The organism is Mucilaginibacter ginkgonis (genome assembly GCF_009754905.2).
Lineage (GTDB): Bacteria > Bacteroidota > Bacteroidia > Sphingobacteriales > Sphingobacteriaceae > Mucilaginibacter > Mucilaginibacter ginkgonis.
Genome location: NZ_CP066775.1, coordinates 941,310 through 964,810 on the forward strand (window position 1 = coordinate 941,310; position 23,501 = coordinate 964,810).

General features: G+C 44.3%; 23 protein-coding genes. 14 read left to right on the plus strand and 9 right to left on the minus strand.

The features are described from left to right. Positions 1 to 19 precede the first annotated feature (19 nt). The 10 genes from GO620_RS04290 (at position 20) to GO620_RS04335 (ending at position 9,303) form a co-directional block, all read left to right on the plus strand. A complete protein-coding gene (locus GO620_RS04290) occupies positions 20 to 1,483 on the plus strand; it encodes a Gfo/Idh/MocA family protein (protein ID WP_157526571.1) in 1,464 nt (487 codons plus the stop codon). A 38-nt stretch (positions 1,484 to 1,521) separates the two neighbouring features. After that, a complete protein-coding gene (locus GO620_RS04295) occupies positions 1,522 to 2,094 on the plus strand; it encodes a gluconate 2-dehydrogenase subunit 3 family protein (protein WP_157526572.1) in 573 nt (190 codons plus the stop codon). A gap of 134 nt (positions 2,095 to 2,228) precedes the next feature. After that, the gene (locus GO620_RS04300; RefSeq protein WP_157526573.1) at positions 2,229 to 3,281 is read left to right on the plus strand and encodes a sugar phosphate isomerase/epimerase family protein; all 1,053 of its coding nucleotides are present in this window, start codon (positions 2,229 to 2,231) and stop codon (positions 3,279 to 3,281) included. Positions 3,282 to 3,508: 227 nt separating this feature from the next. After that, a complete protein-coding gene (locus GO620_RS04305) occupies positions 3,509 to 3,949 on the plus strand; it encodes a c-type cytochrome (protein WP_157526574.1) in 441 nt (146 codons plus the stop codon). A 1-nt stretch (position 3,950) separates the two neighbouring features. Next, a complete protein-coding gene (locus GO620_RS04310) occupies positions 3,951 to 5,201 on the plus strand; it encodes a nucleoside permease (RefSeq protein WP_157526575.1) in 1,251 nt (416 codons plus the stop codon). 9 nt (positions 5,202 to 5,210) lie between these two features. Beyond that, complete coding sequence (locus GO620_RS04315) at positions 5,211 to 6,095, plus strand: hydroxypyruvate isomerase family protein (protein WP_157526576.1); 885 nt, start codon at positions 5,211 to 5,213, stop codon at positions 6,093 to 6,095. A gap of 137 nt (positions 6,096 to 6,232) precedes the next feature. After that, positions 6,233 to 7,099, plus strand: a complete 867-nt coding sequence (locus tag GO620_RS04320; protein WP_157526577.1) for a sugar phosphate isomerase/epimerase family protein — start codon at positions 6,233 to 6,235, stop codon at positions 7,097 to 7,099. A gap of 12 nt (positions 7,100 to 7,111) precedes the next feature. Further along, positions 7,112 to 7,924, plus strand: coding sequence for a 3-keto-disaccharide hydrolase (locus GO620_RS04325; protein WP_157526578.1), 813 nt, complete (start codon positions 7,112 to 7,114; stop codon positions 7,922 to 7,924). A 195-nt stretch (positions 7,925 to 8,119) separates the two neighbouring features. Further along, on the plus strand, positions 8,120 to 8,428 hold the full coding sequence (locus tag GO620_RS04330) for a helix-turn-helix domain-containing protein (protein WP_200229806.1): 309 nt from the start codon (positions 8,120 to 8,122) through the stop codon (positions 8,426 to 8,428). A gap of 2 nt (positions 8,429 to 8,430) precedes the next feature. Continuing rightward, entirely contained in the window at positions 8,431 to 9,303 is an 873-nt protein-coding gene (locus GO620_RS04335) for an IS3 family transposase (protein ID WP_157527017.1), read from the plus strand. A gap of 324 nt (positions 9,304 to 9,627) precedes the next feature. Here GO620_RS04335 and GO620_RS04340 read toward each other — a convergent pair whose 3' ends face one another. The 5 genes from GO620_RS04340 to GO620_RS04360 form a co-directional block, all read right to left on the minus strand. Beyond that, the gene (locus GO620_RS04340; protein ID WP_157526800.1) at positions 9,628 to 10,950 is read right to left on the minus strand and encodes an NAD(P)/FAD-dependent oxidoreductase; all 1,323 of its coding nucleotides are present in this window, start codon (positions 10,948 to 10,950) and stop codon (positions 9,628 to 9,630) included. Positions 10,951 to 11,034: 84 nt separating this feature from the next. After that, positions 11,035 to 14,028, minus strand: a complete 2,994-nt coding sequence (gene secDF, locus GO620_RS04345) for a protein translocase subunit SecDF (protein ID WP_157526799.1) — start codon at positions 14,026 to 14,028, stop codon at positions 11,035 to 11,037. A gap of 114 nt (positions 14,029 to 14,142) precedes the next feature. Beyond that, the gene (locus tag GO620_RS04350; RefSeq protein ID WP_157526798.1) at positions 14,143 to 14,625 is read right to left on the minus strand and encodes a dihydrofolate reductase; all 483 of its coding nucleotides are present in this window, start codon (positions 14,623 to 14,625) and stop codon (positions 14,143 to 14,145) included. Beyond that, complete coding sequence (locus GO620_RS04355; RefSeq protein WP_198173618.1) at positions 14,622 to 14,990, minus strand: type II toxin-antitoxin system death-on-curing family toxin; 369 nt, start codon at positions 14,988 to 14,990, stop codon at positions 14,622 to 14,624. Before GO620_RS04355 ends, GO620_RS04350 begins: the two co-directional genes overlap by 4 nt. A gap of 207 nt (positions 14,991 to 15,197) precedes the next feature. After that, a complete protein-coding gene (locus GO620_RS04360; protein WP_157526795.1) occupies positions 15,198 to 15,992 on the minus strand; it encodes a thymidylate synthase in 795 nt (264 codons plus the stop codon). A gap of 158 nt (positions 15,993 to 16,150) precedes the next feature. Between GO620_RS04360 and ispE the strand changes: the two genes are divergently transcribed. Further along, positions 16,151 to 16,954: a 4-(cytidine 5'-diphospho)-2-C-methyl-D-erythritol kinase gene (gene ispE / locus GO620_RS04365; protein ID WP_157526794.1), complete on the plus strand. Its 804-nt coding sequence runs from the start codon at positions 16,151 to 16,153 to the stop codon at positions 16,952 to 16,954. A 9-nt stretch (positions 16,955 to 16,963) separates the two neighbouring features. On the opposite strand, the gene GO620_RS04370 is transcribed toward ispE, so the two are convergent. The 4 genes from GO620_RS04370 to tgt form a co-directional block, all read right to left on the minus strand. Further along, positions 16,964 to 17,245, minus strand: coding sequence for a LapA family protein (locus tag GO620_RS04370; protein ID WP_157526793.1), 282 nt, complete (start codon positions 17,243 to 17,245; stop codon positions 16,964 to 16,966). A gap of 672 nt (positions 17,246 to 17,917) precedes the next feature. After that, positions 17,918 to 18,826 (minus strand): DMT family transporter, encoded by a 909-nt coding sequence (locus GO620_RS04375; protein ID WP_157526792.1) that lies wholly within the window; start codon positions 18,824 to 18,826, stop codon positions 17,918 to 17,920. Then, entirely contained in the window at positions 18,827 to 19,924 is a 1,098-nt protein-coding gene (locus GO620_RS04380) for an LptF/LptG family permease (RefSeq protein WP_157526791.1), read from the minus strand. A gap of 2 nt (positions 19,925 to 19,926) precedes the next feature. Then, on the minus strand, positions 19,927 to 21,057 hold the full coding sequence (tgt, locus tag GO620_RS04385; protein ID WP_157526790.1) for a tRNA guanosine(34) transglycosylase Tgt: 1,131 nt from the start codon (positions 21,055 to 21,057) through the stop codon (positions 19,927 to 19,929). Between the two features lie 105 nt (positions 21,058 to 21,162). Between tgt and GO620_RS04390 the strand changes: the two genes are divergently transcribed. The 3 genes from GO620_RS04390 to rsmG are packed head-to-tail and all read left to right on the plus strand — an operon-like array spanning position 21,163 to position 23,496. Next, a complete protein-coding gene (locus GO620_RS04390; RefSeq protein ID WP_244139458.1) occupies positions 21,163 to 22,284 on the plus strand; it encodes a glycosyltransferase in 1,122 nt (373 codons plus the stop codon). Continuing rightward, positions 22,275 to 22,880: an RNA polymerase sigma factor gene (locus tag GO620_RS04395; protein WP_157526789.1), complete on the plus strand. Its 606-nt coding sequence runs from the start codon at positions 22,275 to 22,277 to the stop codon at positions 22,878 to 22,880. Before GO620_RS04390 ends, GO620_RS04395 begins: the two co-directional genes overlap by 10 nt. Next, positions 22,870 to 23,496, plus strand: a complete 627-nt coding sequence (gene rsmG, locus GO620_RS04400) for a 16S rRNA (guanine(527)-N(7))-methyltransferase RsmG (protein WP_157526788.1) — start codon at positions 22,870 to 22,872, stop codon at positions 23,494 to 23,496. Before GO620_RS04395 ends, rsmG begins: the two co-directional genes overlap by 11 nt. Positions 23,497 to 23,501: the final 5 nt, after the last annotated feature.

Consider the following 23,501-nt stretch of genomic DNA (forward strand, 5'->3'; position numbering starts at 1 on the left):
CATCAACCAACAAAAACCAATGAGCGATAAACCAGAAGAGAAGAAAACCGGTCAGGTAACCCGCCGCGATTTTATCCGCACGGGTAGTGTTGCCGCTGCAGCGTTTATGATTGTGCCTAGGCACGTTTTAGGCGGTAAAGGCTTCATTGCGCCAAGCGACCGTTTAGTTATTGCCAGCGTGGGCGTTGGTGGTAAAGGCGAAAGCGATATTGCTAACTTTTACAAAAGTGGTAAAGCGGAGATAGCTTTCCTGTGTGATGTTGACGACCGCCGCGCGGCTAACACCGTAAAGAAGTTCCCTAAAGCAAAATATTACAAAGATTGGCGTGAGATGTACGACAAGGAGCATAAAAACTTCGATGCCGTATCTGTTTCAACGCCCGATCATAACCATGCCATCATTACTTACCATGCCATGCAACTGGGCAAGCACGTGTACGTGCAAAAGCCGTTGACACATGATATTTATGAGGCACGCCTGCTTACAGAAGCGGCAAAAAAATACAAAGTGGTAACCCAAATGGGCAACCAGGGAGCCTCTAATGATGGTACCCGTCAGCTGGCAGAATGGTACGATGCAGGCCTTATAGGCGATGTGCATACCGTTTATTGCTGGACAAACCGCCCGGTGTGGCCGCAAGGTATTCCATGGCCAACAACCAAGGCAGATATCCCTAAAGAACTGGATTGGAACCTTTGGCTGGGTACAGCCCCGCAGAAAGATTACGTAGATAAGCTTGTTCCGTTCAACTGGCGTGGCTGGTGGGATTACGGTACCGGGGCTTTAGGCGATATGGGCTGCCACCTGGTAGAGGCACCTTTCCGTGTGTTAGGTATCCGCTACGCGAAAGATGTACAGGCGAGTGTAGGCAGTGTTTATGTTGATGAATTTAAACAAGGTCACTTCCCTGACAGCTGCCCTCCATCAAGCCACATTACGCTAACTTTCCCTAAAACCAATAAAACCAAAGGCGACATTACCCTGCACTGGATGGACGGCGGCATACAGCCCGAACGCCCTGAAGAGTTAGGCGCTGACGAAAGGTTTGGTGATGATGGCAACGGTACATTGTTCATCGGTACCAAAGGCAAAATGATAGCCAGTACTTATGGATTAAACCCGCAGTTGCTGCCAACATCGCGCACCAAGGATGCCAATGTAAAACAAGAGTACGAGCGTGTACCTGGTCAGCAGGAAGGCCACTACGGCCAATGGGTAGAAGCTTGTATAGCTGGTTACGGTAAAAAAGAAGTAAGCTCACCATTCGAGATCGCCGGTCCGTTGACAGAGGCATTATTGATGGCCAATCTTGCAGTACGCGGCCACGAATTGGGCACCATGAATAATGGCAGGTTCCAGTACGTACCGGGCCACAGCAAGAAATTGCTGTGGGATAACGCCAACATGCGCGTAACTAATTTCGACGAGGTAAACCAGTTTGTAAAGCGCGAATACCGCAGCGGCTGGACATTGGGAGCATAACCAATTAACTTAATTACGAATAACTTATTTACTAAGATATGAACAGAAGAGACGCCATTGGAAGAGTAGCCTTGTTAATGGGCGGCGCGGTTATAGGCGCGGAGTTTTTTGTGTCAGGTTGTAAATCGCCTGTTGCAGGTGACGTTAAAGACCTGGCAAAACCGGAAACCATTGCTTACATGGATGAAGTAGCCGAGACTATTTTACCACGCACCAGCACTCCGGGAGCTAAAGACGCAAAAGTAGGCGCCTTTATGAATGTAATGGTACGCGATTGCTACGCGCCGGAAGATCAAAAGGTATTTACCGAAGGCCTAGGCAAGATCGATGACGCTACTGAGAGAAAATACAGCGTTAAATTTATAAAAGCCGATGCTAAACAGCGCGCGGCCGTGTTAGCAGATCTTGACAAAGAAGCAGCAGCTTACAACAAAAGCAAAAAGAAAGAAGACCCTAACCATTTTTATACCATGGTTAAACAGTTAACCCTGTTGGGCTACTTCACTTCTGAAGAAGGCTGTACCAAAGCGCTGCGTTATTTACCTATACCGGGTAAGTTTGATGGTAATTATCCTTACAAAAAAGGGGATAAGGCCTGGGCGCTGGCATAACAAGAAGCTATTGCCCCGATGGGGCAATCTTAATTTGTCATTGCGAGGAACGAAGCAATCTCATAGGATGATCTTATGCCCGGATTGCTTCGTTCCTCGCAATGACATAAAGCGACTACATTAATACCTAATACATGGTTACTATCAAAGGACCGGCATTATTTATAGCACAGTTTATTGGTGATAAGGCCCCGTTTAACGACCTTAAATCCATAAGTGAGTGGGCGGCCGGTTTGGGTTATAAAGGGTTACAGTTGCCCACAGGCGATGCCCGTTTCATCGACCTGCAAAAAGCCGCCGAAAGCAAGACCTATGCCGACGAAGTTAAAGGCATTGTCAACGCTGCCGGATTAGAGATCACAGAACTTTCTACACACATACAAGGCCAGCTGGTGGCCGTGAACCCGGTTTACGATCACCTGTTTGATGGCTTTGCTCCCGAGGCTTACCGCAATAACCCTAAGGCGCGCCAGGAATGGGCCGTACAGCAGGTTAAGTACGCTGCCAAGGCATCACAAAACCTGGGTTTGCAGGCAAGCGTGACCTTTAGCGGCGCGTTTGCATGGCCATTTGTATACCCATGGCCTCAGCGGCCGGCCGGAATGGTTGATGAAGCTTTTACCGAACTGGCTAAACGCTGGACGCCGATCCTTAACTACTACGATGAACAGGGCATTGACCTTTGCTACGAGATACATCCCGGTGAAGATCTGCATGATGGCGTGACGTTTGAAATGTTCCTGGAGAAGGTAAACAATCACAAGCGCGCAAACCTGCTTTATGATCCTTCGCATTTTGTTTTGCAGTGCCTTGATTACCTGGAATATATAGACATCTATCACGAGCGCATCAAAATGATGCACGTAAAAGACGCCGAATTTAATTCGACGGGCAGGCAGGGTGTATACGGCGGTTACCAAAACTGGATAGACCGTGCCGGCCGCTTCCGGTCACTGGGCGATGGGCAGGTTGACTTTAAGTCGATTTTTAGTAAATTGGCTCAGTACGATTTTCCGGGATGGGCAGTACTTGAATGGGAGTGTGCTTTAAAACATCCCGAAGACGGCGCAAGAGAAGGTGCTAAGTTTATAGCCGATCATATTATACACGTTACAGACCGTGTTTTTGACGATTTTGCCGCATCAGGCATCAACAGTGAGATGAATAAGAAGACTTTAGGAATATAAAAGAAAAAGGAAATGCGTTAGGGATAGAAGTGTAAAATCCCGCAGTGCCGCTTAAGCGGCGCGAGGAGTTGAAACGAATAGCCCGACCCGCTTAATGCGGGTAACGCCGAAATGATTAAAATTAGAAGACGACACCTTAATAACCAACAACTCTAAATAAAAAAATATAAAAGCTATGCTATTAAGTATAGTAGCTAACAAAAACTAAATACTACACCAATAACACCATGAAGAAGACATTGATCATTTTATCATTTGCATCTATACTTGCCGCCTGCGGTGGTTCTAAGGATGACAAGTTAAGCACAGATACAACAGTTGCGGCCAACCAATCTGCTGTTGCGCACAACTCAGACGCGGCAATGGATACCGCCAATAAAAACATAGGTACAGAGAACACTACAACTGCGGTTGCAAGCTCGTCTAAAGGCGCGCAGCTTTTAGCCAAAAATGACTGCCTTACCTGCCATAAGGAGCATGAAAAACTTGTTGGCCCTGCTTATGCCGATGTAGCTAAGAAATACAGCTCTGGCGATGTAGATAAACTAGCCGATAAAGTAATCAAAGGCGGATCGGGCAGCTGGGGCGACGTACCAATGACACCGCACCCATCGCTTTCTGTTGATGATGCTAAAGAGATGGTTAAATATATTTTAACCGTTAAGTAAGATGAATACATCTGTAAAGATCAGGCTGTCTGTCATGATGTTCCTGGAGTTTTTTATCTGGGGCGCATGGTTTGTAACCTTAGGAACTTATCTGCTAAAGAACCTGCATACTACAGGTACAGAAGTTGGCGTAGCATTTCTCACGCAGTCTATCGGGGCCATTGTGGCACCGTTTATTATCGGATTGATAGCTGATAAATTCTTTTCAGCGCAAAAGATCTTAGGGGTTTTACATATTGCCGGCGCCATTCTGATGTGGATGTGCTCAACCGCGCCCGATTTTAAAGCGTTTTATCCATATGTATTGATCTATATGATCATTTACATGCCAACGCTGGCGCTGGTTAACTCTATATCTTTCCGTCAGATGACCAACCCAAGCAAAGAATTTCCGCCGATAAGGGTATTGGGTACTTTGGGCTGGATAGTTGCCGGCTTTACTATCGGTTGGTTAGGCTGGGAGCAGCACGGTACGCTTGATCTTACATTTAAAACCGCAGCTGCGGCCTCACTTATTTTAGGTTTATTCAGCTTTACTTTGCCTGCAACTCCGCCGGCAAAAGCGGGTCAAACGACTTCAATTGGCGACATTCTTGGTTTGGATGCTATCGGTTTATTGAAGAATCGCTCATTCCTTGTGTTCTTTTTAGCATCGGTAGCAATATGCGTACCGCTGGCTTTCTATTACAACTTTACTAATCCATTCCTTAACGAGGTAGGCATGCAGGGTGCGGCAGGCAAACAGGCTTTCGGCCAGGTGTCAGAGCTATTGTTCATGGTGGCTATGCCTTTCTTCTTTGTACGCTTAGGCGTTAAAAAGATGCTTGCTTTCGGTATGATAGCCTGGGTATTGCGTTACATCTTCTTTGCGTACGGAAACATCGACACCAATTACTGGATGCTGATAGCAGGTATTGTAATGCACGGTATGTGTTATGATTTCTTCTTCGTGACCGGACAGATCTACACCGATAATTTGGCAGGCGAGCGCTTCAAAAGTGCGGCACAAGGCTTTATTACCCTTGCTACTTATGGCGTAGGTATGCTAATCGGCTTCTTGATCTCGGGCCCGATAGTGGATTCTTACAAAACAGGCGAAACGCACAACTGGACTCAGATCTGGTTGATCCCTGCGGGTATTGCGGCAGTAGTATTGGTGATATTTCTGTTACTGTTTAAGGATAAAACAAGCATGAATACAGATCCGTCTTTGAACCTGGACGAGCAAAAAGATATGCGTTTAGACGTTTAATCAACAGGCATGTCACAAAACCGCAGATCAGCAATAAAAAATATTCTTACCGGTACAGCTGCTGTATCGGCAGGGGGAATGCTGTCATCTTTCAAAGACGTCAAATTCGATGTGGAAGTCAACAAACCGCTGAAAGGGAATATCAACCACTCGGCTTGCTGGTGGATCTATCACGAATACGGTTTGGATAAAGTATGCAGCACTTTTAAGCAAATGGGCTTAAAAGGCCTCGACTTGGTTGGCCCTAAAGAATGGCCAACGCTTAAAAAGTACGGCATTGATTCGCCGATGTGCAATGGGGCGGAGATAAGCCTTACCGAGGGTTTTAACGATAAAAAGTACCACGATAAGCTGATAGCCAACTACAGTGAGATGATCCCGCTTGTGGGCAAGGCAGGGTATAAAAACCTTATCTGTTTCAGCGGCTCGCGCCGTGGCATGAGCGACGAAGAGGGTTGGAGCAACTGTGTAACCGGCCTGCAAAAATTGCTTCCGCTTGCAGAGAAACACGGCGTTACCCTGGTGATGGAATTACTGAACAGCAAAATAGACCACAAGGATTATCAATGCGACCGCGCATGGTGGGGCGCTGAATTGGGCAAACGTCTGGGTTCAGAAAATTTTAAGTTGTTGTTTGATATCTATCATATGCAGATAGATGAGGGTGATGTCATCCGCAACATTGAGCAATACCATCATTACATAGCGCATTACCACACAGGCGGCGTACCGGGCAGGCATGAAATAGATGACACGCAGGAACTGTATTATCCTGCTATTATGAAAGCCATTGTAAAGACAGGATTTAAAGGATACGTAGCGCAAGAATTTTCGCCGTTAAACCCTGATAAGTTTGCCGCGTTAAAGAAATGTGTGCATATCTGTGATGTATAAAACAAAAGTGTCATTGCGAGCCGCAAAACGCGGCGCGGCAATCCTAGCATATCCGGATGCAATTACCGTCCTCTAGACTGCTTCGTTTGTCGCAATGACAATGCAAATTTTAAGAAGTAAAACCAATTATAGTACCTATGACTACAAGAAGACAGTTTTTAAGCAACGCCGGGTTATTGACAGCAGGCGCGTTCTTAGCCCCGCACATGGCATCGGCAAAGATCAACGCGAAAGCAGGTATACAACTTTACACCCTGCGTGAGCAATTACCAAAAGATCCGAAAGGCGTTATCGCGAAAGTAGCGCAAGCGGGCTACAAAGAGGTGGAAACCTTCGGCTACTCAAAGGCAAACGGTTTCTGGGGTTTAAGCGCGTCAGAATTTAGCCAGACATTAAAGGCTAATGGCTTGACCACCTGCAGCGGCCACTATGGTACAGGCGTAGAGACCGGTAACATGGCTATGCTTGATGAGTGTATTGAAGCCGCAAAGGTAACCGGTCAGGAATACGTGATCATTCCATACCTGGGCGACCAATACCGTAAAACCGCGTCTGACATTAAATCATTTGTAGAAAAGGTAAACAAAGCTGCTGAACACGCGAAAAACGCGGGCGTAAAATTGGGATACCATAACCACAATTTCGAGTTTACCAATGTTGGCGGTACTACGCTTGCAGACGAATTGTTAAAGGGTACCAGCAAAGCAAATTTTAGCTTTGAGATGGACATTTATTGGGTTGTACGCAGCGGACAAGACCCTATCCAGTGGATCAAAAAATATCCGGGCCGTTTCCAGTTGGTACATGTTAAGGACATGGACAAAGGCCAGCCGGAATTGAATACCGAGATTGGCAAAGGCAGCATAGATTTTAAAAAGATTGTTGCAGAGGCCAAATTGGCCGGCATACAGCATTACGTTGTTGAGCAGGAGAACTTCAAAATAGACCCTTACATTAGCATCACAGAAAGCGCTAAGTATATAAAGAATACCCTGTTCGCTTAATTATAACAGATTATGAAAAAGATAAAATTTGTTTTCACTGCACTATTGGCCGGCGGCCTTTATATGGCACAAGCGCAAACAACCGCTAAGCACGAGGATACCGAAGTGTATGAACCGGTACCGAAGGTGGTAACACCGGGTAAATTGATGTCAGAGGGTGCTCCTTCCGACGCTATCGTATTATTTGATGGTAAGAACCTTGACCAATGGGTTAAAGTTATTGACGGTAGCCCCGCCACCTGGACCGTTAAGGACGGGTTATTGACCGTTGATAAGACAGGTGGCAACATAGAAACAAAGCAGAAGTTCACTAACTACCAGCTGCATATAGAGTGGCGTGTACCGGCTAATATTACCGGCAGCGGTCAGCTTCGCGGTAACAGTGGGATCTTCCTGGCTTCTTTAGGCAAGGGCGATCTTGGTTACGAGCTTCAAGTACTTGATTCTTATAACAACCCTACCTACTCTAACGGTATGGCGGGCAGTATTTACAAACAGTTTATTCCGCTGGCAAACGCGGCACGTAAACCCGGCGAATGGCAAACTTATGATGTGGTTTGGACAGCGCCAACTTTTTCTGCCGATGGCAAAATGGCTACCCCTGCGCGTGTGACTGTTTTATTTAATGGTGTACTGGTAGAAAATAATGTGGAGCTATTAGGCCCAACGCAATACGTTGGCAAGCCATCCTACACCACCGCACATGGTGCCGCGCCTATAAAATTGCAGGCACACGGTGATAAGAGCGAACCCATCAGCTTCCGTAACATCTGGGTGCGTGAAGTGTCTTTGCAAACACCAACTGTAGAAGCTAAAAAGATGTAATCGATCTCCTTCCCGTCATTGCGGGGGATCTCCTACTGAGCAGGTTCCCAATTGCTTATCGCATGCATAAAAAAAAGCGGCGTACAATAGTGCGCCGCTTTTTTTATGAACGTGGTATTCAAAGCATTTCACGGAACCGAAACTTTAAGCAGTGACTTGTCCTGAAATAAGTTTACAGAAAAGTAGAGGAACAAGATGGACAAATGGAAAGCGGAGCGTATCATACATGAGCGTGAGATCATGGGTAAGAGTTTGCGTACCTTAGCAAAAAAGTACGGCGTATCACCCACAACTATTTCCCGCATAGTGAACAAGGACAAGTTAAACGAAAAGGCATTGAGAAGTTCGAAGAAGACAGTTCTTCCCGATGATGTGTCTTTATTGAAAGCGATGTTACGGACAGAGCAGCTAAAGAATGAGCTGCTGAATAACATCATAGATATAGCAGATAAGGAGCTGGGTACCAACATCAGAAAAAAGTCTGGCACCAGGCAGTCGGAGTAAGCATGCAAAAACGCAGCCGCGGGCTGCGCGAGTTATGCAGACTGCTTGGTTACAGTTCACAAGCCTATTACCAGCATCACCGGTCCACAGAAATGCGGACTTTTAAACAAGAAGAAATCATTCAGCAAGTAATGGCACACCGTCGCCGCCAGCCGCGGCTGGGTGCAAGGAAACTGCTTGAACTGATACGGCCCGGCATAGGGCGGGATGCATTCTTTGAGCTTTTGAGAGAAAACGGCTTGCTGGTGCGCAGGAAAATATACCGTACGCGTACCACCTTTTCCTGCCACCGCTTTAAGAAATACCCCGACCTGACGGGCGGCCTGGTGCCTGCAGCGCCGGGGCGGCTGTGGGTGAGCGATATCACTTACATCCGCGTGGGGCAGGGCTTTGCTTACCTGAGCCTGGTCACGGATGCTTACAGCCGAAAGATCATTGGCTTCTGTCTGAGCCATGATCTTTCTACCGGCAGCTGCCTTACAGCACTTGAAATGGCCTTATCACAAAAGCAACCCGACACCCCGCTGATCCATCATTCGGATCGCGGCACGCAATATTGCAGCGGTACCTATACAGCACTTTTGATCAAAGAAGGCATTGGTATCAGTATGACCCAAAGCGGGAACCCGCGTGATAATGCCATTGCAGAACGTGTAAACGGTATACTTAAACTTGAACTGTTAAATGAGGCTTACAAAAACCTGAGCGGTGCAACACGTGCGGTACGCAGCGCTATAAATACTTACAACAACTTAAGGCCGCACAGCAGTATAGATATGATGACACCACAGGCAGCACACCGGGAATCCGGACCCCTCAGGCGGCGATGGCGAAACTATTATCCCAATCATCAACAAATAACAGAGCAAGTGTAAACCCCTTTAAGGACTAAAATAAAAAGTGTAAATTCAATTCAGTATTAACAATTAAAAGTGTCAACTTTTTTTAGGACAGGTCACAGACTTCAAGGCTAAAAACGCTTGATGCCTGAAACACTTTTATGACTTAAAAGTCACTTTTCGCTGAAACACTGACATAGTAGTGCTTGTAAATAAAGGCTGTAACAGACTGATAGAGAGCCAAGAGCAGGATTGTGTCACATACTTAAAAGAATAGAACGACTATTTCAAGTGTTTCAGATGAAACAGTGAAACACCCCTTTGCTAAATTTAAGACGCACGAATTGCGCCGCCACTTCATTAAGAATTATCCGCTTTTGGTTCTTTGGCTTCTTGGTCAACTTCCTGCGTTTCACGAACGTAGCTTGTCAGGATCAACCTGCTGCCGCCATTGTTGCTGATGTAGTTAAATATCCAATTCAGGAATACAGATACCTTGTTTCTGAATCCCAGCAAGAAGGCGATGTGCACAAACCACCAGATCATCCAAGCTATGAAACCTTGTGTATGTATCTTCCAGATATCGGCAACGGCCTTATTACGGCCAATGGTCGCCAACGAGCCTTTGTCGAAGTATTTGAATGAGTTAGTAGGTTTGCTGTCGATAATGTTCCTTATCGTCTTAGCAACGTGCTTACCCATTTGTATGGCCACCTGTGCAACACCCGGGTGCCCTTTAGGATACTCGGTAGTGATCATAGACGCCACGTCGCCGATGGCGTAAACATTTGTCGTGCCGTTTACCAGGCAAGTTTCGTCAACCTTTATTTTGTTGCCGCGTTCTATTATATCCTTTGAAATACCATCGGGGATAACGCCCATTACACCGGCACTCCATATCACATTCTTGGTTGCTATTTCCTGGCCGCCCTCAAACTTGATAACGTTGCCGTCGTAACTGTTCACTTTAACGCCCAGCAGCACCTCTACGCCCATGTCTTTCAGGAAACGCTCGGCACCCTTTGAACTGCTTTCAGAAAACGGCCCCAAAACCTTTGGCAGAAAGTCGACCAGGTAGACATGCATTTCCTCTTTTTTCAATTCGGGGTAATCTTTGCATAGCACATGGTTTTTTAACTCGGCCAATGCACCAGCTAATTCCACACCGGTAGGGCCGGCTCCAACAAGCACGAAATTCAGATATGGAGCACGGTCTTCAGCAGTTTTTGCACGGGTAGCTTCCTCAATGTTTTGCAGTAATAGATAACGCAGGTTAAGTGCTTCGGGTATGCTTTTCATCGGCATGGCATAATGCTCTATCTCCTTATTGCCAAAGAAGTTGGTGGTAGAGCCCGTGGCTATAACTAAATAGTCGTAATCAAAATCGCCAATGTTGGTGCTCACCTTATTTTGGGTAGTGTCGATATTGTTCACTTCGGCAATGCGGAAGGTAAAATTCTTTTGCCCGTCGAAGTTCTTTCGCAGCGAAAACGCTATAGCCTCAGCTTCGAGGCTACCGGTAGCTACCTGGTATAAAAGCGGCTGAAATACGTGATAGTTGTGCTTATCCAGCATCAGCACCTCTACGGGCGCATTAGCCAGTCCCATTGCTACCTGCATGCCGCCGAAGCCGCCGCCAATGATTAATACACGTGGAAATTTAGATTGATCTGTGAGGGCCATACGTTACAGTTTATCTGCTTATGCTATAACAAAAAAAGCCCCGAATGTTCTTCGGGGCTTTGATTATTATGAATTTGATAATCTTTATTTCAAGTCTTTTTTGCCGAAGTCGACAATTACCGGGGTAGCTACGCAAATAGATGAGTACGTACCGAAGCACACACCGATCAGCAATGCGAATGAGAAGCCGCGGATAACGTCACCACCAAAGATGAACAACACGATCAACACAAATATCACCGTCAATGCTGTGATAATGGTACGGCTTAACGTGCTGTTAATAGCGCGGTTGATAACCACTTTAGTGTCTTCGTTTTTGCCAACGTTTTGGTTCAGGAACTCACGGATACGGTCGAATACAACAACGGTATCATTAATGGAGTAACCAATTACTGTCAGGATAGCCGCGATAAAGTTTTGGTCGATATCAAGTGCAAATGGTAGGTAGCCATTGAAAAGTGAGAAGAATGACAATACCAATAATGCATCGTGCGCGGTAGCGATCATCGCACCCAAGCTAAACTGCCATCTGCGGAAACGAATCAGAATATAAACCGAAATTACCGCGATAGCGAACAATACCGTCCAGATAGCGGATGTTTTAATACTTTCCGCAATTGTGGGGCCTACCTTTTGTTGGCTTGGTATGGTAAAGTTAGGATTTACCTTGCTTAAACTCTGACGTAAAGTTTGTTCAACCTTATTATCAGTAGCGGTAGAGTTGTCATCTATCAGATAATCTGTAGTAATGTTTACCTGCTGATTGTTATTTACGTAAGTTTTAACAATGGCTTTACCCTCGCCGAAAGTAGCGGTCAGGTTTTTACGCACGTCTTCTACATTCACATCCTTATCAAACCTAACCACATACGTGCGGCCTCCGCGGAAATCTACACCGTAGCTAAAGCCGCGGGTAAACATAGAGATGATACCTGCTAAAATGAATATACCCGAGAAAGCGTAGAACTTAAACCTGTTTTTAACGAAGGCGTAGTTCGCATTTTTAAAGGTATGCGCGCTCCACGGGTTAGAAAATTTAATATCCCAGCCTTTATCAAGCATCCACTCGAAAATTAGGCGGGAGATCAGCAATGAACAGAACAATGAAGTTACGATACCGATCATCAACGTGGTAGCGAAACCTTGTACAGGACCTGTACCGAAGATGAACAGGATCAAACCGGTTAAGAACGTACTGATGTTCGAGTCGAGGATAGACGACAAGGCATGTTTAAAGCCGTCTGCAATGCTGATGCGTAAAGATTTGCCCAGAGCCATCTCCTCACGTACACGTTCGTAAATCAACACGTTAGCATCTACAGATATACCCAGGATCAGCACGATACCCGCAACGCCCGGAAGTGTCAACACAGCACCAATGTTGGTCAACACCCCCATCAGGAAGAAAACGTTGATAAACACGGCAACAACCGCTACCGTACCTGCGCGGTTGTAGTATGCGATGGTGAATACCAATACTACCACTAAACCGATCAATGATGACATTAAGCCATCGTTAATAGCTTCCTGGCCTAATGTAGGGCCAACTACATCTTCTGCCACGATGCGGGCAGGAGCAGGCAAACGGCCTGCTTTAAGAATGTTTGCTAAGTCTTTTGTTTCTTCTTGTGAAAAGTTACCCGAGATAGATGAACGGCCGCCGCTGATCTCGTTGCTTACGCGCGGAGCGGAAACGACGTTATCATCAAGGACGATAGCGATTGAGCGGTTGTCATTCTCGTTAGTTGGGCTGCCGGCCGCCGCTGCTGTAACCTCGCGCCATTTCTCTGCACCTTCAGAGTTCATGTCCATGGTCACTTCATAACCACCCTGAGCCTGGTTAATGTCAGAGTTAGCGTCAGTGATTACCTCACCAGAAAGAACAGGACCGTTGTTGATGCCAGATAATTTGATAGCGTATAATTCAAATATCGATTTACCCTGTGTGTTTTTATTTGCTTTGGCAGACCATAAGAAACGCAGATTTTGCGGAATAATGGCTTTAACCTCTGGCATGCGCAGGTAAGCGTCAACCTTGGCGGTATCTATTACTTGTGAGTAACCAACTACAGGGCCCGGGCCATATTGCTGCTGACCGTTAGCATTAGGGAATATTGCAGGGTTAAGAACAGCAAAGAACGGGTTTTGAGCCAGCGCGTTTGTTTTATCTGTACTGGTATCTTTAGCTGTGCTTTTTTGAACTTTGTTTAAAAGAGAACCCAGTTTAGAAGAGTCTTTCTTAGCCGGTGCGGCAGCAGCCACTTTAGCTTTAGCAGTATCTGCTTTAACCGTATCCTTTTTAGTCGATTTGCTTTTCGCTGCTACAAGGCTGTTGATATTTGCCAGAAGAGGGGCAACTTCGGCATTCTCACCGGTTTCGTAGAACTCAAGTTTCGCAGAACCTTGCAACAGTTTACGCACGCGGTCTTTTTCTGTAACGCCCGGTAGTTCAACCAAAATGCGGTTGGTGCCCGATTGTAATTGAATGTTCGGACCGGTTACACCAAATTTGTCTATACGTGTAGTTAAAATGTGGAATGACTGCTGAACAGCTGCATTGGCCTGGTCTTTCAAAAAGCTTTCAACTTCTGCGTTAGAAGAATTGAACTTGATTTTTTCCTGGTTTTCTTTTGTCGCGAATATTGGCGCCAATTTACCCTCAGGAGCAATTTGCTTGTATTGGTTCATGAACAGGGTAATGTAGTTACCCGGGTCTGTATGCGAAAGTATCTCTGTTTTAGAAAGCGCCTGGTTAAAAGCAGGGTCGGGGTTATTGTCAGACAAAGTTTTGATCAACTCGCCCAAAGAAATTTGCATGGTAACGTTCATACCACCTTTAAGGTCCAGACCTAAGGCCAGCTCGCGGTCTTTACAATATTGGTAGGTATGTTTAAGTAACGGGTATACAGGCTGGGTAGATATCGAGTCTAAATATCTCTTTTCTTTTTCTGCATTTCCTTTGGCATAAACTTTAGCGTCGTTTTCTACTTTGCGGGTTACCCAAGTAAACGAAAGCTGGTATAAACAAACAATTGCCAACAAAATGGCGAAAAACTTTACAACCCCTTTACCTTGCATTTTCTCTTAAATATGTAATTATTCGGTTTATTGCTATTTTAAACAAGTCGGCAAATCTAACAAATTTTTGCTAGCCCGTAATTTAAAATTGAAACAAAAAATAGGGTGTTACTGTTACGCGCGCTCCAGCGTAATAAAGGAGTATGGATAAGGATTTTTTTCGTCGGAAGGATGGTCCACGCGGCTAATTTCTTTCCAGTCATTCTTATCCAACTCCGGGAAGAAAGTATCGGCGTCAAAAGAATGATGAACCAGGGTTAGATAAACACGAGATACCATTGGCAAAGACTGGCGATATATTTCTGCCCCGCCAATTACGAATACCTCTGCTTCGTTCCTGCATAGATCAATGGCCTCATCAATGTTATGTGTTACTTCACAGCCCGGAATTTGCATAGCCTGCCTGGTGATAATAATGTTCCGGCGGTTAGGAAGAGGTTTGCCTATAGAGTCAAAAGTTTTGCGGCCCATAATAACGGCATGACCGCTGGTAATATCTTTAAAATGCTTTAAGTCTGCGGGCATGCGCCATAATAAGGCGTTGTACTTGCCTATGGCATTATCCGGAGCAGTGGCGACAACAACAGAAAGGGTCATTTTATTGACGCAACGTTAGATTTTAACAAAGCAAGAATATCTTCATAGCGTAATTCGCCTGTACTGGCAGCAATCACGAAATTGTACTTTTCATCTTCTGTAGCTTCTAATGTCAGATTATCTTTTAGAAGAATTACGCGTGCCATAGCGTAGGCAATCCTTTTATTGCCGTCGATGAAAGGATGATTAATTATCAAACTTTCAAAAATTGCTGCTGCCTTTTCAAATGCGGAAGGATATAAATCTTGTTGATCGAATGTTGCAAATGGGCGGTTAATAGCAGCTTCCAACCCGGCAATATCCCGTATGCCTTTGCTTCCGCCATAAGCGTCAATCAGGACGTTATGAATGCGTTCGACATCCAACAAGTTAATCATCGAGCCAATCTTCTCAAAAGATTATCATCTTCGTCCATTATTCTCTGTAGATGTTTATCAAGATCATTAGAGATTTGTTGTTCTATGGTGTATTTCAAAACGTTCTCCAATTTCTCTTCAGATAGTTTTTCCAACTCGGCATCAATCCGATTTTTTAATTCGATCGCTGTCATACCCAAATTTACGAATAAATCCTTATACCGCTACAGCGCCTTTAATATGCGGCCACGGGTCGTAATTTTCTAAGGTGAAGTCGTCGAACTTAAAATCGAATATATTTTTTACCTCCGGGTTGATTTTCATGGTTGGCAATGGCCTCGGTTCGCGGCTTAACTGCAGTTGAGCCTGCTCTATGTGATTGTTATACAAATGCGCGTCGCCAAAAGTGTGAATGAAATCGCCTGGCTGCAGATCACACACTTGTGCCATCATCATGGTAAGCAGGGCGTAAGAAGCGATATTAAACGGTACGCCTAGAAAGATATCCGCACTGCGCTGATAAAGCTGACAGGAAAGCTTGCCATCTGCTACGTAAAATTGGAACAAGCTATGGCAGGGCGGCAAAGCCATGCCGTCTATGTCGGCAACATTCCAGGCAGATACCATTATACGGCGCGAGTCGGGGTTATTTTTGATCGTGTTCACTACCTGGCTAATCTGATCAATATGGCGGCCATCCGGCGTAGGCCATGAGCGCCACTGGTATCCATAAACAGGGCCAAGGTTTCCATCAGCATCGGCCCACTCGTCCCAAATGCGCACACCATTATCCTTTAAATATTTAATGTTTGTGTCACCGCTCAGGAACCAAATCAACTCATGGATGATAGATTTAAGGTGCAACTTTTTAGTTGTCACTAAAGGAAACCCATCCTGCAGGCTAAAACGCATTTGGTAGCCAAATACGCTTAAAGTACCTGTGCCGGTCCTATCATGTTTCTGTGCGCCGTTTTCTAAAACGTGGCGCATCAGGTCGAGGTATTGTTTCATTGTGGTTTTAGTTACTGGTTTATCAAGTATTAGTACCCGAGTTTATCATTGAGTGAAACCTAAAAAGTTGGTAACACAGCCGCTCGATAACCAAAAGACAAATAAAAAAAATAACACTAACGTATCCTACATTTGTGCATAACTGTAGAATAAGTTTTATGATCGTTTTCCCTAATGCCAAGATCAATATCGGCCTAAACGTAATTGCTAAACGCGCCGATGGTTATCATAATTTGGAAACGATTTTTTATCCGGTAAAAATTTACGATGCCTTAGAAGCCATTACAGCCCCTGTAATGCATTTTGCTTCTTCGGGGATAAATATCCCGGGAGGTGACGAAAAAAACCTTTGTATAAAAGCTTATGAGCTCGTTTCTCGCGACCATCCGCTTCCGAGAGTAAATATCCATCTGCATAAGCACATCCCCATAGGCGCCGGCTTAGGCGGCGGGTCTGCAGACGCAGCCTTCTTTTTAAAGCAACTCAATACACTAAGTGATCTTAATTTAAGTGATGATGATTTGGAAAACTATGCACGTCAACTTGGCGCCGACTGCGCATTTTTTATCCGCAACAAACCTGTTTACGCTACGCAAAAAGGAGATGTCTTTAAAGAGGCCGAATTAGATCTCACCAAATACTATCTGGTAGTAGCGATGCCCGATGTTCACGTGTCCACAGCAGATGCTTATAGCGGGGTAGTGGCACAGGACGGAACTGCTGATTTGCGTGACTCGATTAAGTTGCCTGTAGCAGAGTGGAAGCATGAAATCAAAAATGATTTTGAGAGATCCGTATTCAAGAAATTCCCGGTTATCGAAGACTTGAAAAATGAGCTTTACAAAGCAGGGGCTTTGTATGCAAGTATGAGCGGAAGCGGTGCAGCTGTCTTCGGGATATTTGAAGTTCAGCCTAATCTCAGCCACCTTGAAAAATCTTGCCGAATATTTTACAAAGTGTAACGAGATTTCTTAACTAATGTAATCGCGGTCTTCGTCGCTCATCGTCTTACCCGCAGGCGGAGCGTCCGTGTCTTCATGCCGGTCAAAGTCAGACACCCGCCGCGACTTTCTTGGCCTGCCCATTATAACTCCCATGATAAACGCGGCGACAAAGATGCCAGTAAAGATCACAAGCTTGGGCATGTAAAACTCTCCGAATAGAATGGTCACCTTAACCTCGCCTGTGTTCTGCATAAAAATGATGGTGAGCAAAATAGTTGCTATCAAAATAAAAATTGTTGGCAGCCGCATGTCTTAAATTTTGGTAAGCCAATATGCAAATTTAAACTCAACAAAAAAGGGTGACGGGATAGGAGTGACCCTTCGCCTGATGCTTTGGCACGGTTATAGCATATTTCATTTTAGTTAATTGTAATCCGATTGCGCTGTTACTCCTCGCCGTACATTAACAATATGCAAAAACAAAAATCTTCCCCTGGTTTTTTGCTGTCCGTGTGTAGTTTCTTTACACTTACTAAAATCCGGCTCTAAAATATCTTAGGAGTATTTATTATTTAAGTTAGATATCTCAATTTACTGAAAATCAGCATAATAACAATCTTCATACTTTCAAGGAAATGCATTTACTAATATATTTAGTAATTAAACAGTCATTTGTGGAAAAAATCTTAAACTACTTATTTATATAATTTAATCAATTAATTGATTATCAATTATAAATAATTAATAAATTTTAAATTTAATTGAATTCGCTGCGGAGATAATTGACCAATTTAAACCTCTGCGGTATGTTCTGGTTTTTAAAAGGCAAATATAAAACGTACACTAAGCCTGATTTTCAAGAAATGGTATTTCGGGACGTATCGGTGGAAATGAAACGACGTGATTTCAATCACTGGGACATAAACATGTCCAGTATTTAACAAATAGTTAAACGTAATTTTTGATACAAATAGCTTCGATCTACTTTGCGCGGCGGCGGCTAATGTGCTTTTGAGCGAACGGAAATAAGAACACTGTCGATAAAATAAGAATTGCCCCAATCCAAAATCCAAGCGTCAATAGGCGCAGTTCACCAAAGAAAAGAAAAGACATAACGATGCCGTAAACCGGCTCAAGGTTGGTAATCAATGCCACCTTAAAAGCAGAGAACTCGCGCATAACAGACACGCCTGCAACGTAGGCTAGGGAGGTGCACACCGTTCCTAATAGTAGCAGGTAACCAAAGTCTTGACTACCCGGGACAGCAAAATTTGCAAAGCCTCCGGTAGCTGCTAGGAATAGTGAGATCCAGATTAGGGCGCCTGCTAATTCGTAAAACGCTATAACAGGCGCTTCTAATTTCTTAACCTGCCGTGCATTTATAATGGAAAACAGGCTGGCAAAAATTGCACTAAAAAGGCCCATAATAATACCCTTAGTGTATCGGGATTCAAATTTGAAGATGATAATGATTCCGGCAATAATTAAAATACCCGCGGCGATTTCCAATTTCGAGATGGCTTTTTTATTGATCAACGGTTCGAAAATCGCGGTAAAAAGTGTGATAGATGAAAGGCAAACTAAGGCTACCGAAAGGGTGGAAGCCTTTATGGAACCGAAGAATAATATCCAGTGCCCGCCTACTAGGGCGCCTGTTAGAAACAGTTTTATAAACGTTTTCCGGTCAACTTTGAAGACTACCTTCCGTATGTTGAAATAAAGAAAAAGGGTGGCAAATGCGATCAGGACGCGGTACCAGACAAGGTTAATGGCTGATATGGAAATAAGCTTTCCAAGTACACCGGTAAAGCCCCAGATGAAAACGGTAAAATGAAGGATCAGCAGGTTTTTATTAATGCCTGCTTCGCCAGTATGGTTGGTTTGTTGCATCTATTTTGGCGCCTTACGGAGCAGGTAATAACCCAGCAACCCGAAGGCAACATTGGGTATAAAGACCGCCACTATAGGAGGCATTCCACCCTTAACTGAGAACACGAAGGCAAACCTGTCTACCACTATGTAAGTGAAGCAAAGGAAAATGCCAATGCCCAGCGGAAGGCCCACACCACCCCTCACTTTACGGGAGGATATAGCCACGCCTATGATCATCAACACGTAAGACGAAAGCGGGTAGACAAAGCGCCGGTATTTCTCAAAAAGCATATCTGTAAGCGCACCTGTACCGCGAATCTCTTCGCGTTTAATATTCTTGTTCAGCTCAGACATTACCATAGCCCGGTAGATGTTGTCGTGCACCTCAAAATCGGCCGGGCGCATATCTAAAACAGTATCAATTTTGGGCCCCGTGTAAAGCGTTTCATGTAACCCGTTTACAGTCCTGCGGGTAAAATTCGTTATGGACCAGGTGTGCTTAAGCGAGTCGTAGGTAATAGTATTAGAGGTCAATTTTTCGCGCATCTGGTCGCCGTCAAATTTCTCTAAAACAAAGTCGAAACCTGTGTGGCTTTCCGCGTTAAAAGACTGTAGGTACACAAAGGTGTGCTTATCCAGTTGCATGTGTACCTCACTTTTTGTTGGATCAGTTTCGTTAAAATAGGTGTTTTCAAACTGCACGTCCAGCTTATTGGTATAAGGGATTAAGTACAGGTTGGCGAAAAAGAAAACAATAAAAATAATAGACGATGAAAAGAAATACGGCCTCAAAAACCTGTTGAAACTCGCTTTACCACTTAGGATAGGCACAATTTCTGTTTGGTTGGCCATCTTAGCCGTAAAAAATATTACAGCCAGGAAATTGATTAGCGGTAAAAGGATATTGGTATAAAACGGCAGATAACCGGCGTAGTATTGAAATATAATGGCCGAGATGGGCGCATGGGCTTTTAAAAAGTTGTCGAGGTGTTCTGATACATCAAAAACAACGATGATCACCATAAATAAAGCCACCGTAAAACTAAAGGTGCCCAAGTATTTACGGATAATATACCAATCGATTATTTTAAGATATTTATCAAACAACCGCTTCATCCTTATAACCGCTGACCTAATTTTTTAACCATCACATTTTTCCAGTCGTAAAACTCGCCGCTAATAATCTTTTCCCGCGCCTGTCGTACAAGCCACAGATAGAAATGCAGGTTATGCAAACTGGCCAACTGTGCGCCCAGCATTTCTCCGGCTACCATCAGGTGTCTTAAATATGCCTTGGTGTGTTGCGTATCAGCCCATAGGTCACTGTTTGCTTCAATTGGTGAAAAATCGTCTTTCCATTTCTCATTACGAATATTAATGATCCCTTCTTTAGTGAAAAGCATACCGTTACGTGCGTTGCGGGTAGGCATCACGCAATCGAACATATCTACGCCAAGCGCAATGTTCTCTAAAATATTAACCGGCGTACCTACGCCCATCAAATAGCGTGGCTTTTGCTGCGGTAATATGTCGCACACTAGCTCTGTCATGGCATACATTTCTTCGGCAGGCTCACCTACAGAAAGACCTCCTATAGCATTACCTTCTCGTTCAAATGACGCAATAACTTCTGCCGATTTTACCCTCAAATCTTTGTACACAGATCCCTGCACGATTGGAAACAGGGTTTGGCTGTAGCCGTACTTGGGCTCAGTAGAATCAAACCTGTCGCAGCAGCGCTTTAACCAGCGATGCGTCATTTCGATAGAGCGGCGGGCATAATTGTACTCGCAAGGGTAAGGGGTGCATTCATCAAAAGCCATGATGATATCACCGCCTATGGTACGCTGAATATCCATCGCCCCTTCGGGCGTAAATAAATGTTTCGACCCGTCGATATGAGAGCGAAAGGTCACACCTTCTTCTTTTATCTTGCGTACATCAGTTAATGAGTATACCTGGTAACCGCCGCTATCGGTAAGGATAGGTCCGTCCCAACCATTAAAACGATGTAAACCACCAGCTTTCTCCAGCACATTAAGACCGGGGCGTAAATATAGATGATAGGTGTTACCTAAAATGATCTGCGCCTTAATATCATCCCGCAACTCATGCTGATGCACCGCTTTAACTGTTCCCGCGGTGCCCACAGGCATAAAAATTGGCGTTTGAATAGTGCCGTGGTCGGTAGTGAGTTGGCCCGCGCGGGCTTTAGAAAGTGGGTCTTGCGCTGTTAAAGTAAATTTCATTGTAGGGCTACAAAAATAACATTTTCAAGGGGTTAAATTGTACGCTGCATTGTTAAGTAAATTCATTGTTTTTTAACACTTTTGTCAATTATTCTATAGCTGGTTTTGAACGTTTTAATCTACTATGCATTTGCGGCTTTAGCCGGCATTTGTTTCTTATTCCAGGTGTTGTATTTGTTGATCAGGCAAAGCAGCCTCAATAAATACCTTTCGACACAAGAACCGGCAAACGTGAACATCCCTGTTTCTGTAGTGATATGCGCGCGGAATGAGGCAGAAAACCTGCAGCGATTTCTTCCGGCGTTTCTTAATCAAAAATATCCGGTCTTTGAAGTTGTCTTGGTAAACGATTGCTCGGTAGACGATTCCAAATGGATTTTGGAGGCCATGGAAAAGGAATATTCCAACCTTAAGATTGTTACCGTTACAGAGAGCCGCAACTTTGTGACCGGTAAGAAATTCGCCGTAACAATGGGCATCAAAGCCGCTAAATATGATTGCCTTTTGTTTACCGATGCGGACTGCGAACCTGCATCCGAGAATTGGATCAGCCTTATGGCAGCAGAGTTTAGCAACCCGGAGAATGACATTGTATTAGGGTACTCTCCCTATCACAAAACCGGCGGACTGTTAAACGCGATGATCCGCTTTGAAACAATCAAAACGGCTATCAACTACCTTTCTGCCGCTGTGAAAGGTGATGCCTATATGGGCGTTGGCCGTAACATGGGCTATCGCAAACAATTGTTTTTTGACAATAAAGGCTTCGCATCGCACATGCACATCATGTCCGGCGATGACGATATCTTTGTAAATCAGAATGCAACATCAACTAACGTTGCGATAATTACAGATCATCAGTCTTTTACTTTAAGTGAGCCTAAGAGGACCTTTGGTCAGTGGATAAGGCAAAAAAGGCGGCATATGGGTGCCGGCAAAATGTATAAAACGCGTCATAAGCGTTTGCTAACGTTAGATGCATTTACGGGGTTGTTATTTTATGCAGCCTTATTTGTTTGTATAGGTAATCCAATTACTTTGTATAGCGCACTAGGAATGTTGGTATTGAGGTGGCTGCTGCAATTGATCATCTACATCAAACCTTTTAAACATTTTTGGGGTAAAGACCTTTTATGGTTAATGCCTTTTTATGATCTCTTTTATTATTTGAGCATTAACGTTTTTGGCTTGATGGGCGCTTTTGGCAGAACTAAGAAATGGAAGTAAATCACAACTTTACTGAAAATGCCAGGAAAGATTTCCAAATGGTGCAAAAAGCATTAGGCGGAGATCAGAAAGCGTATGCCGCGCTCATGAAAAGGTATAAGGATTCCATTTACCAGATATGTATTAAAATGGTAAACAACAAGGAAGATGCTATGGATCTTACTGTTGATACCTTTGCGAAAGCCTTTGATAAGTTAAGTAATTTTCAGCCCCAATTTGCCTTTACAACATGGCTGTTTCGTATCGCAACAAATAACTGTATTGATTTTCTTCGGCGTAAAAAACTGGAAACGGTTTCTTTAGATGAGATGATAGATGTGGAAGACAATTTGCCCATGCAGATCAAAACCCCTGACCTTGACCCGGAGGAAGTTTCGATAAAAAAGCAGCAAAACAACAACCTTAAAGTACTGATAGATAGTTTGCCATCGCGACATCGCAATCTTATTATACTGAGGTATTTTGACGAACTTTCATATGAGGAAATAGCCCAGCAATTGAGTTTGCCCTTGGGAACAGTGAAAGCCCAATTATACAGGGCTAAGTTCTTGCTAGGCAAGATATTGGATAATCAAAAGAATGTAGATGACCTCTGATCTTGTAACCAAATACTTTACGGACCTGTCTGAAATCCAAATAAAGCAGATAGATCAATTGCAGGTGCTCTATGAACACTGGAATAGCCAGATCAATGTAATATCGAGAAAAGATATCGCCGAGTTGTATGAACGCCACGTGCTGCATTCATTGGGCATTGCCAAAGTTGCGTCGTTTTTGCCTGAGGAGCGCGTTTTAGATGTCGGCACCGGAGGCGGGTTTCCGGGTATTCCGTTGGCTATCTTGTTCCCGAAGACCAACTTCCATTTGGTTGATTCTATCGGGAAAAAAATTAAGGTTGTAAATGAAGTTGCATCCGGCTTAGGTTTAAAAAACGTGACTTCCAGCCACACACGGGCCGAGCAGGTTGGCGGTAAATTTAATTTCGTAGTGTCAAGAGCGGTAACGCGGTTGGCCGATTTTTATCCGTGGATTAAGGACAAGTTCTCGAAACGCAATGATAACCAGATAGCAAACGGAATTCTGTATCTAAAAGGCGGCGACCTTACTGACGAGATCAAAGAGTCTAAACTTAAAGTGCAAAGTTTTGATTTGAAAGACTACTTTGACGAAGACTTTTTCGAGACAAAAAAAGTTCTCTACATAAAAGCCTGATTTTC

Bases quoted from the DNA above. Each gene is read 5' to 3' on its own strand.
- GO620_RS04290 (WP_157526571.1), top strand. From the start codon at position 20: ATGAGCGATAAACCAGAAGAGAAGAAAACCGGTCAGGTAACCCGCCGC.
- GO620_RS04295 (WP_157526572.1), top strand. From the start codon at position 1,522: ATGAACAGAAGAGACGCCATTGGAAGAGTAGCCTTGTTAATGGGCGGC.
- GO620_RS04300 (WP_157526573.1), top strand. From the start codon at position 2,229: ATGGTTACTATCAAAGGACCGGCATTATTTATAGCACAGTTTATTGGT.
- GO620_RS04305 (WP_157526574.1), top strand. From the start codon at position 3,509: ATGAAGAAGACATTGATCATTTTATCATTTGCATCTATACTTGCCGCC.
- GO620_RS04310 (WP_157526575.1), top strand. From the start codon at position 3,951: ATGAATACATCTGTAAAGATCAGGCTGTCTGTCATGATGTTCCTGGAG.
- GO620_RS04315 (WP_157526576.1), top strand. From the start codon at position 5,211: ATGTCACAAAACCGCAGATCAGCAATAAAAAATATTCTTACCGGTACA.
- GO620_RS04320 (WP_157526577.1), top strand. From the start codon at position 6,233: ATGACTACAAGAAGACAGTTTTTAAGCAACGCCGGGTTATTGACAGCA.
- GO620_RS04325 (WP_157526578.1), top strand. From the start codon at position 7,112: ATGAAAAAGATAAAATTTGTTTTCACTGCACTATTGGCCGGCGGCCTT.
- GO620_RS04330 (WP_200229806.1), top strand. From the start codon at position 8,120: ATGGACAAATGGAAAGCGGAGCGTATCATACATGAGCGTGAGATCATG.
- GO620_RS04335 (WP_157527017.1), top strand. From the start codon at position 8,431: ATGCAAAAACGCAGCCGCGGGCTGCGCGAGTTATGCAGACTGCTTGGT.
- GO620_RS04340 (WP_157526800.1), bottom strand. From the start codon at position 10,950: ATGGCCCTCACAGATCAATCTAAATTTCCACGTGTATTAATCATTGGC.
- secDF (WP_157526799.1), bottom strand. From the start codon at position 14,028: ATGCAAGGTAAAGGGGTTGTAAAGTTTTTCGCCATTTTGTTGGCAATT.
- GO620_RS04350 (WP_157526798.1), bottom strand. From the start codon at position 14,625: ATGACCCTTTCTGTTGTTGTCGCCACTGCTCCGGATAATGCCATAGGC.
- GO620_RS04360 (WP_157526795.1), bottom strand. From the start codon at position 15,992: ATGAAACAATACCTCGACCTGATGCGCCACGTTTTAGAAAACGGCGCA.
- ispE (WP_157526794.1), top strand. From the start codon at position 16,151: ATGATCGTTTTCCCTAATGCCAAGATCAATATCGGCCTAAACGTAATT.
- GO620_RS04370 (WP_157526793.1), bottom strand. From the start codon at position 17,245: ATGCGGCTGCCAACAATTTTTATTTTGATAGCAACTATTTTGCTCACC.
- GO620_RS04375 (WP_157526792.1), bottom strand. From the start codon at position 18,826: ATGCAACAAACCAACCATACTGGCGAAGCAGGCATTAATAAAAACCTG.
- GO620_RS04380 (WP_157526791.1), bottom strand. From the start codon at position 19,924: ATGAAGCGGTTGTTTGATAAATATCTTAAAATAATCGATTGGTATATT.
- tgt (WP_157526790.1), bottom strand. From the start codon at position 21,057: ATGAAATTTACTTTAACAGCGCAAGACCCACTTTCTAAAGCCCGCGCG.
- GO620_RS04395 (WP_157526789.1), top strand. From the start codon at position 22,275: ATGGAAGTAAATCACAACTTTACTGAAAATGCCAGGAAAGATTTCCAA.
- rsmG (WP_157526788.1), top strand. From the start codon at position 22,870: ATGACCTCTGATCTTGTAACCAAATACTTTACGGACCTGTCTGAAATC.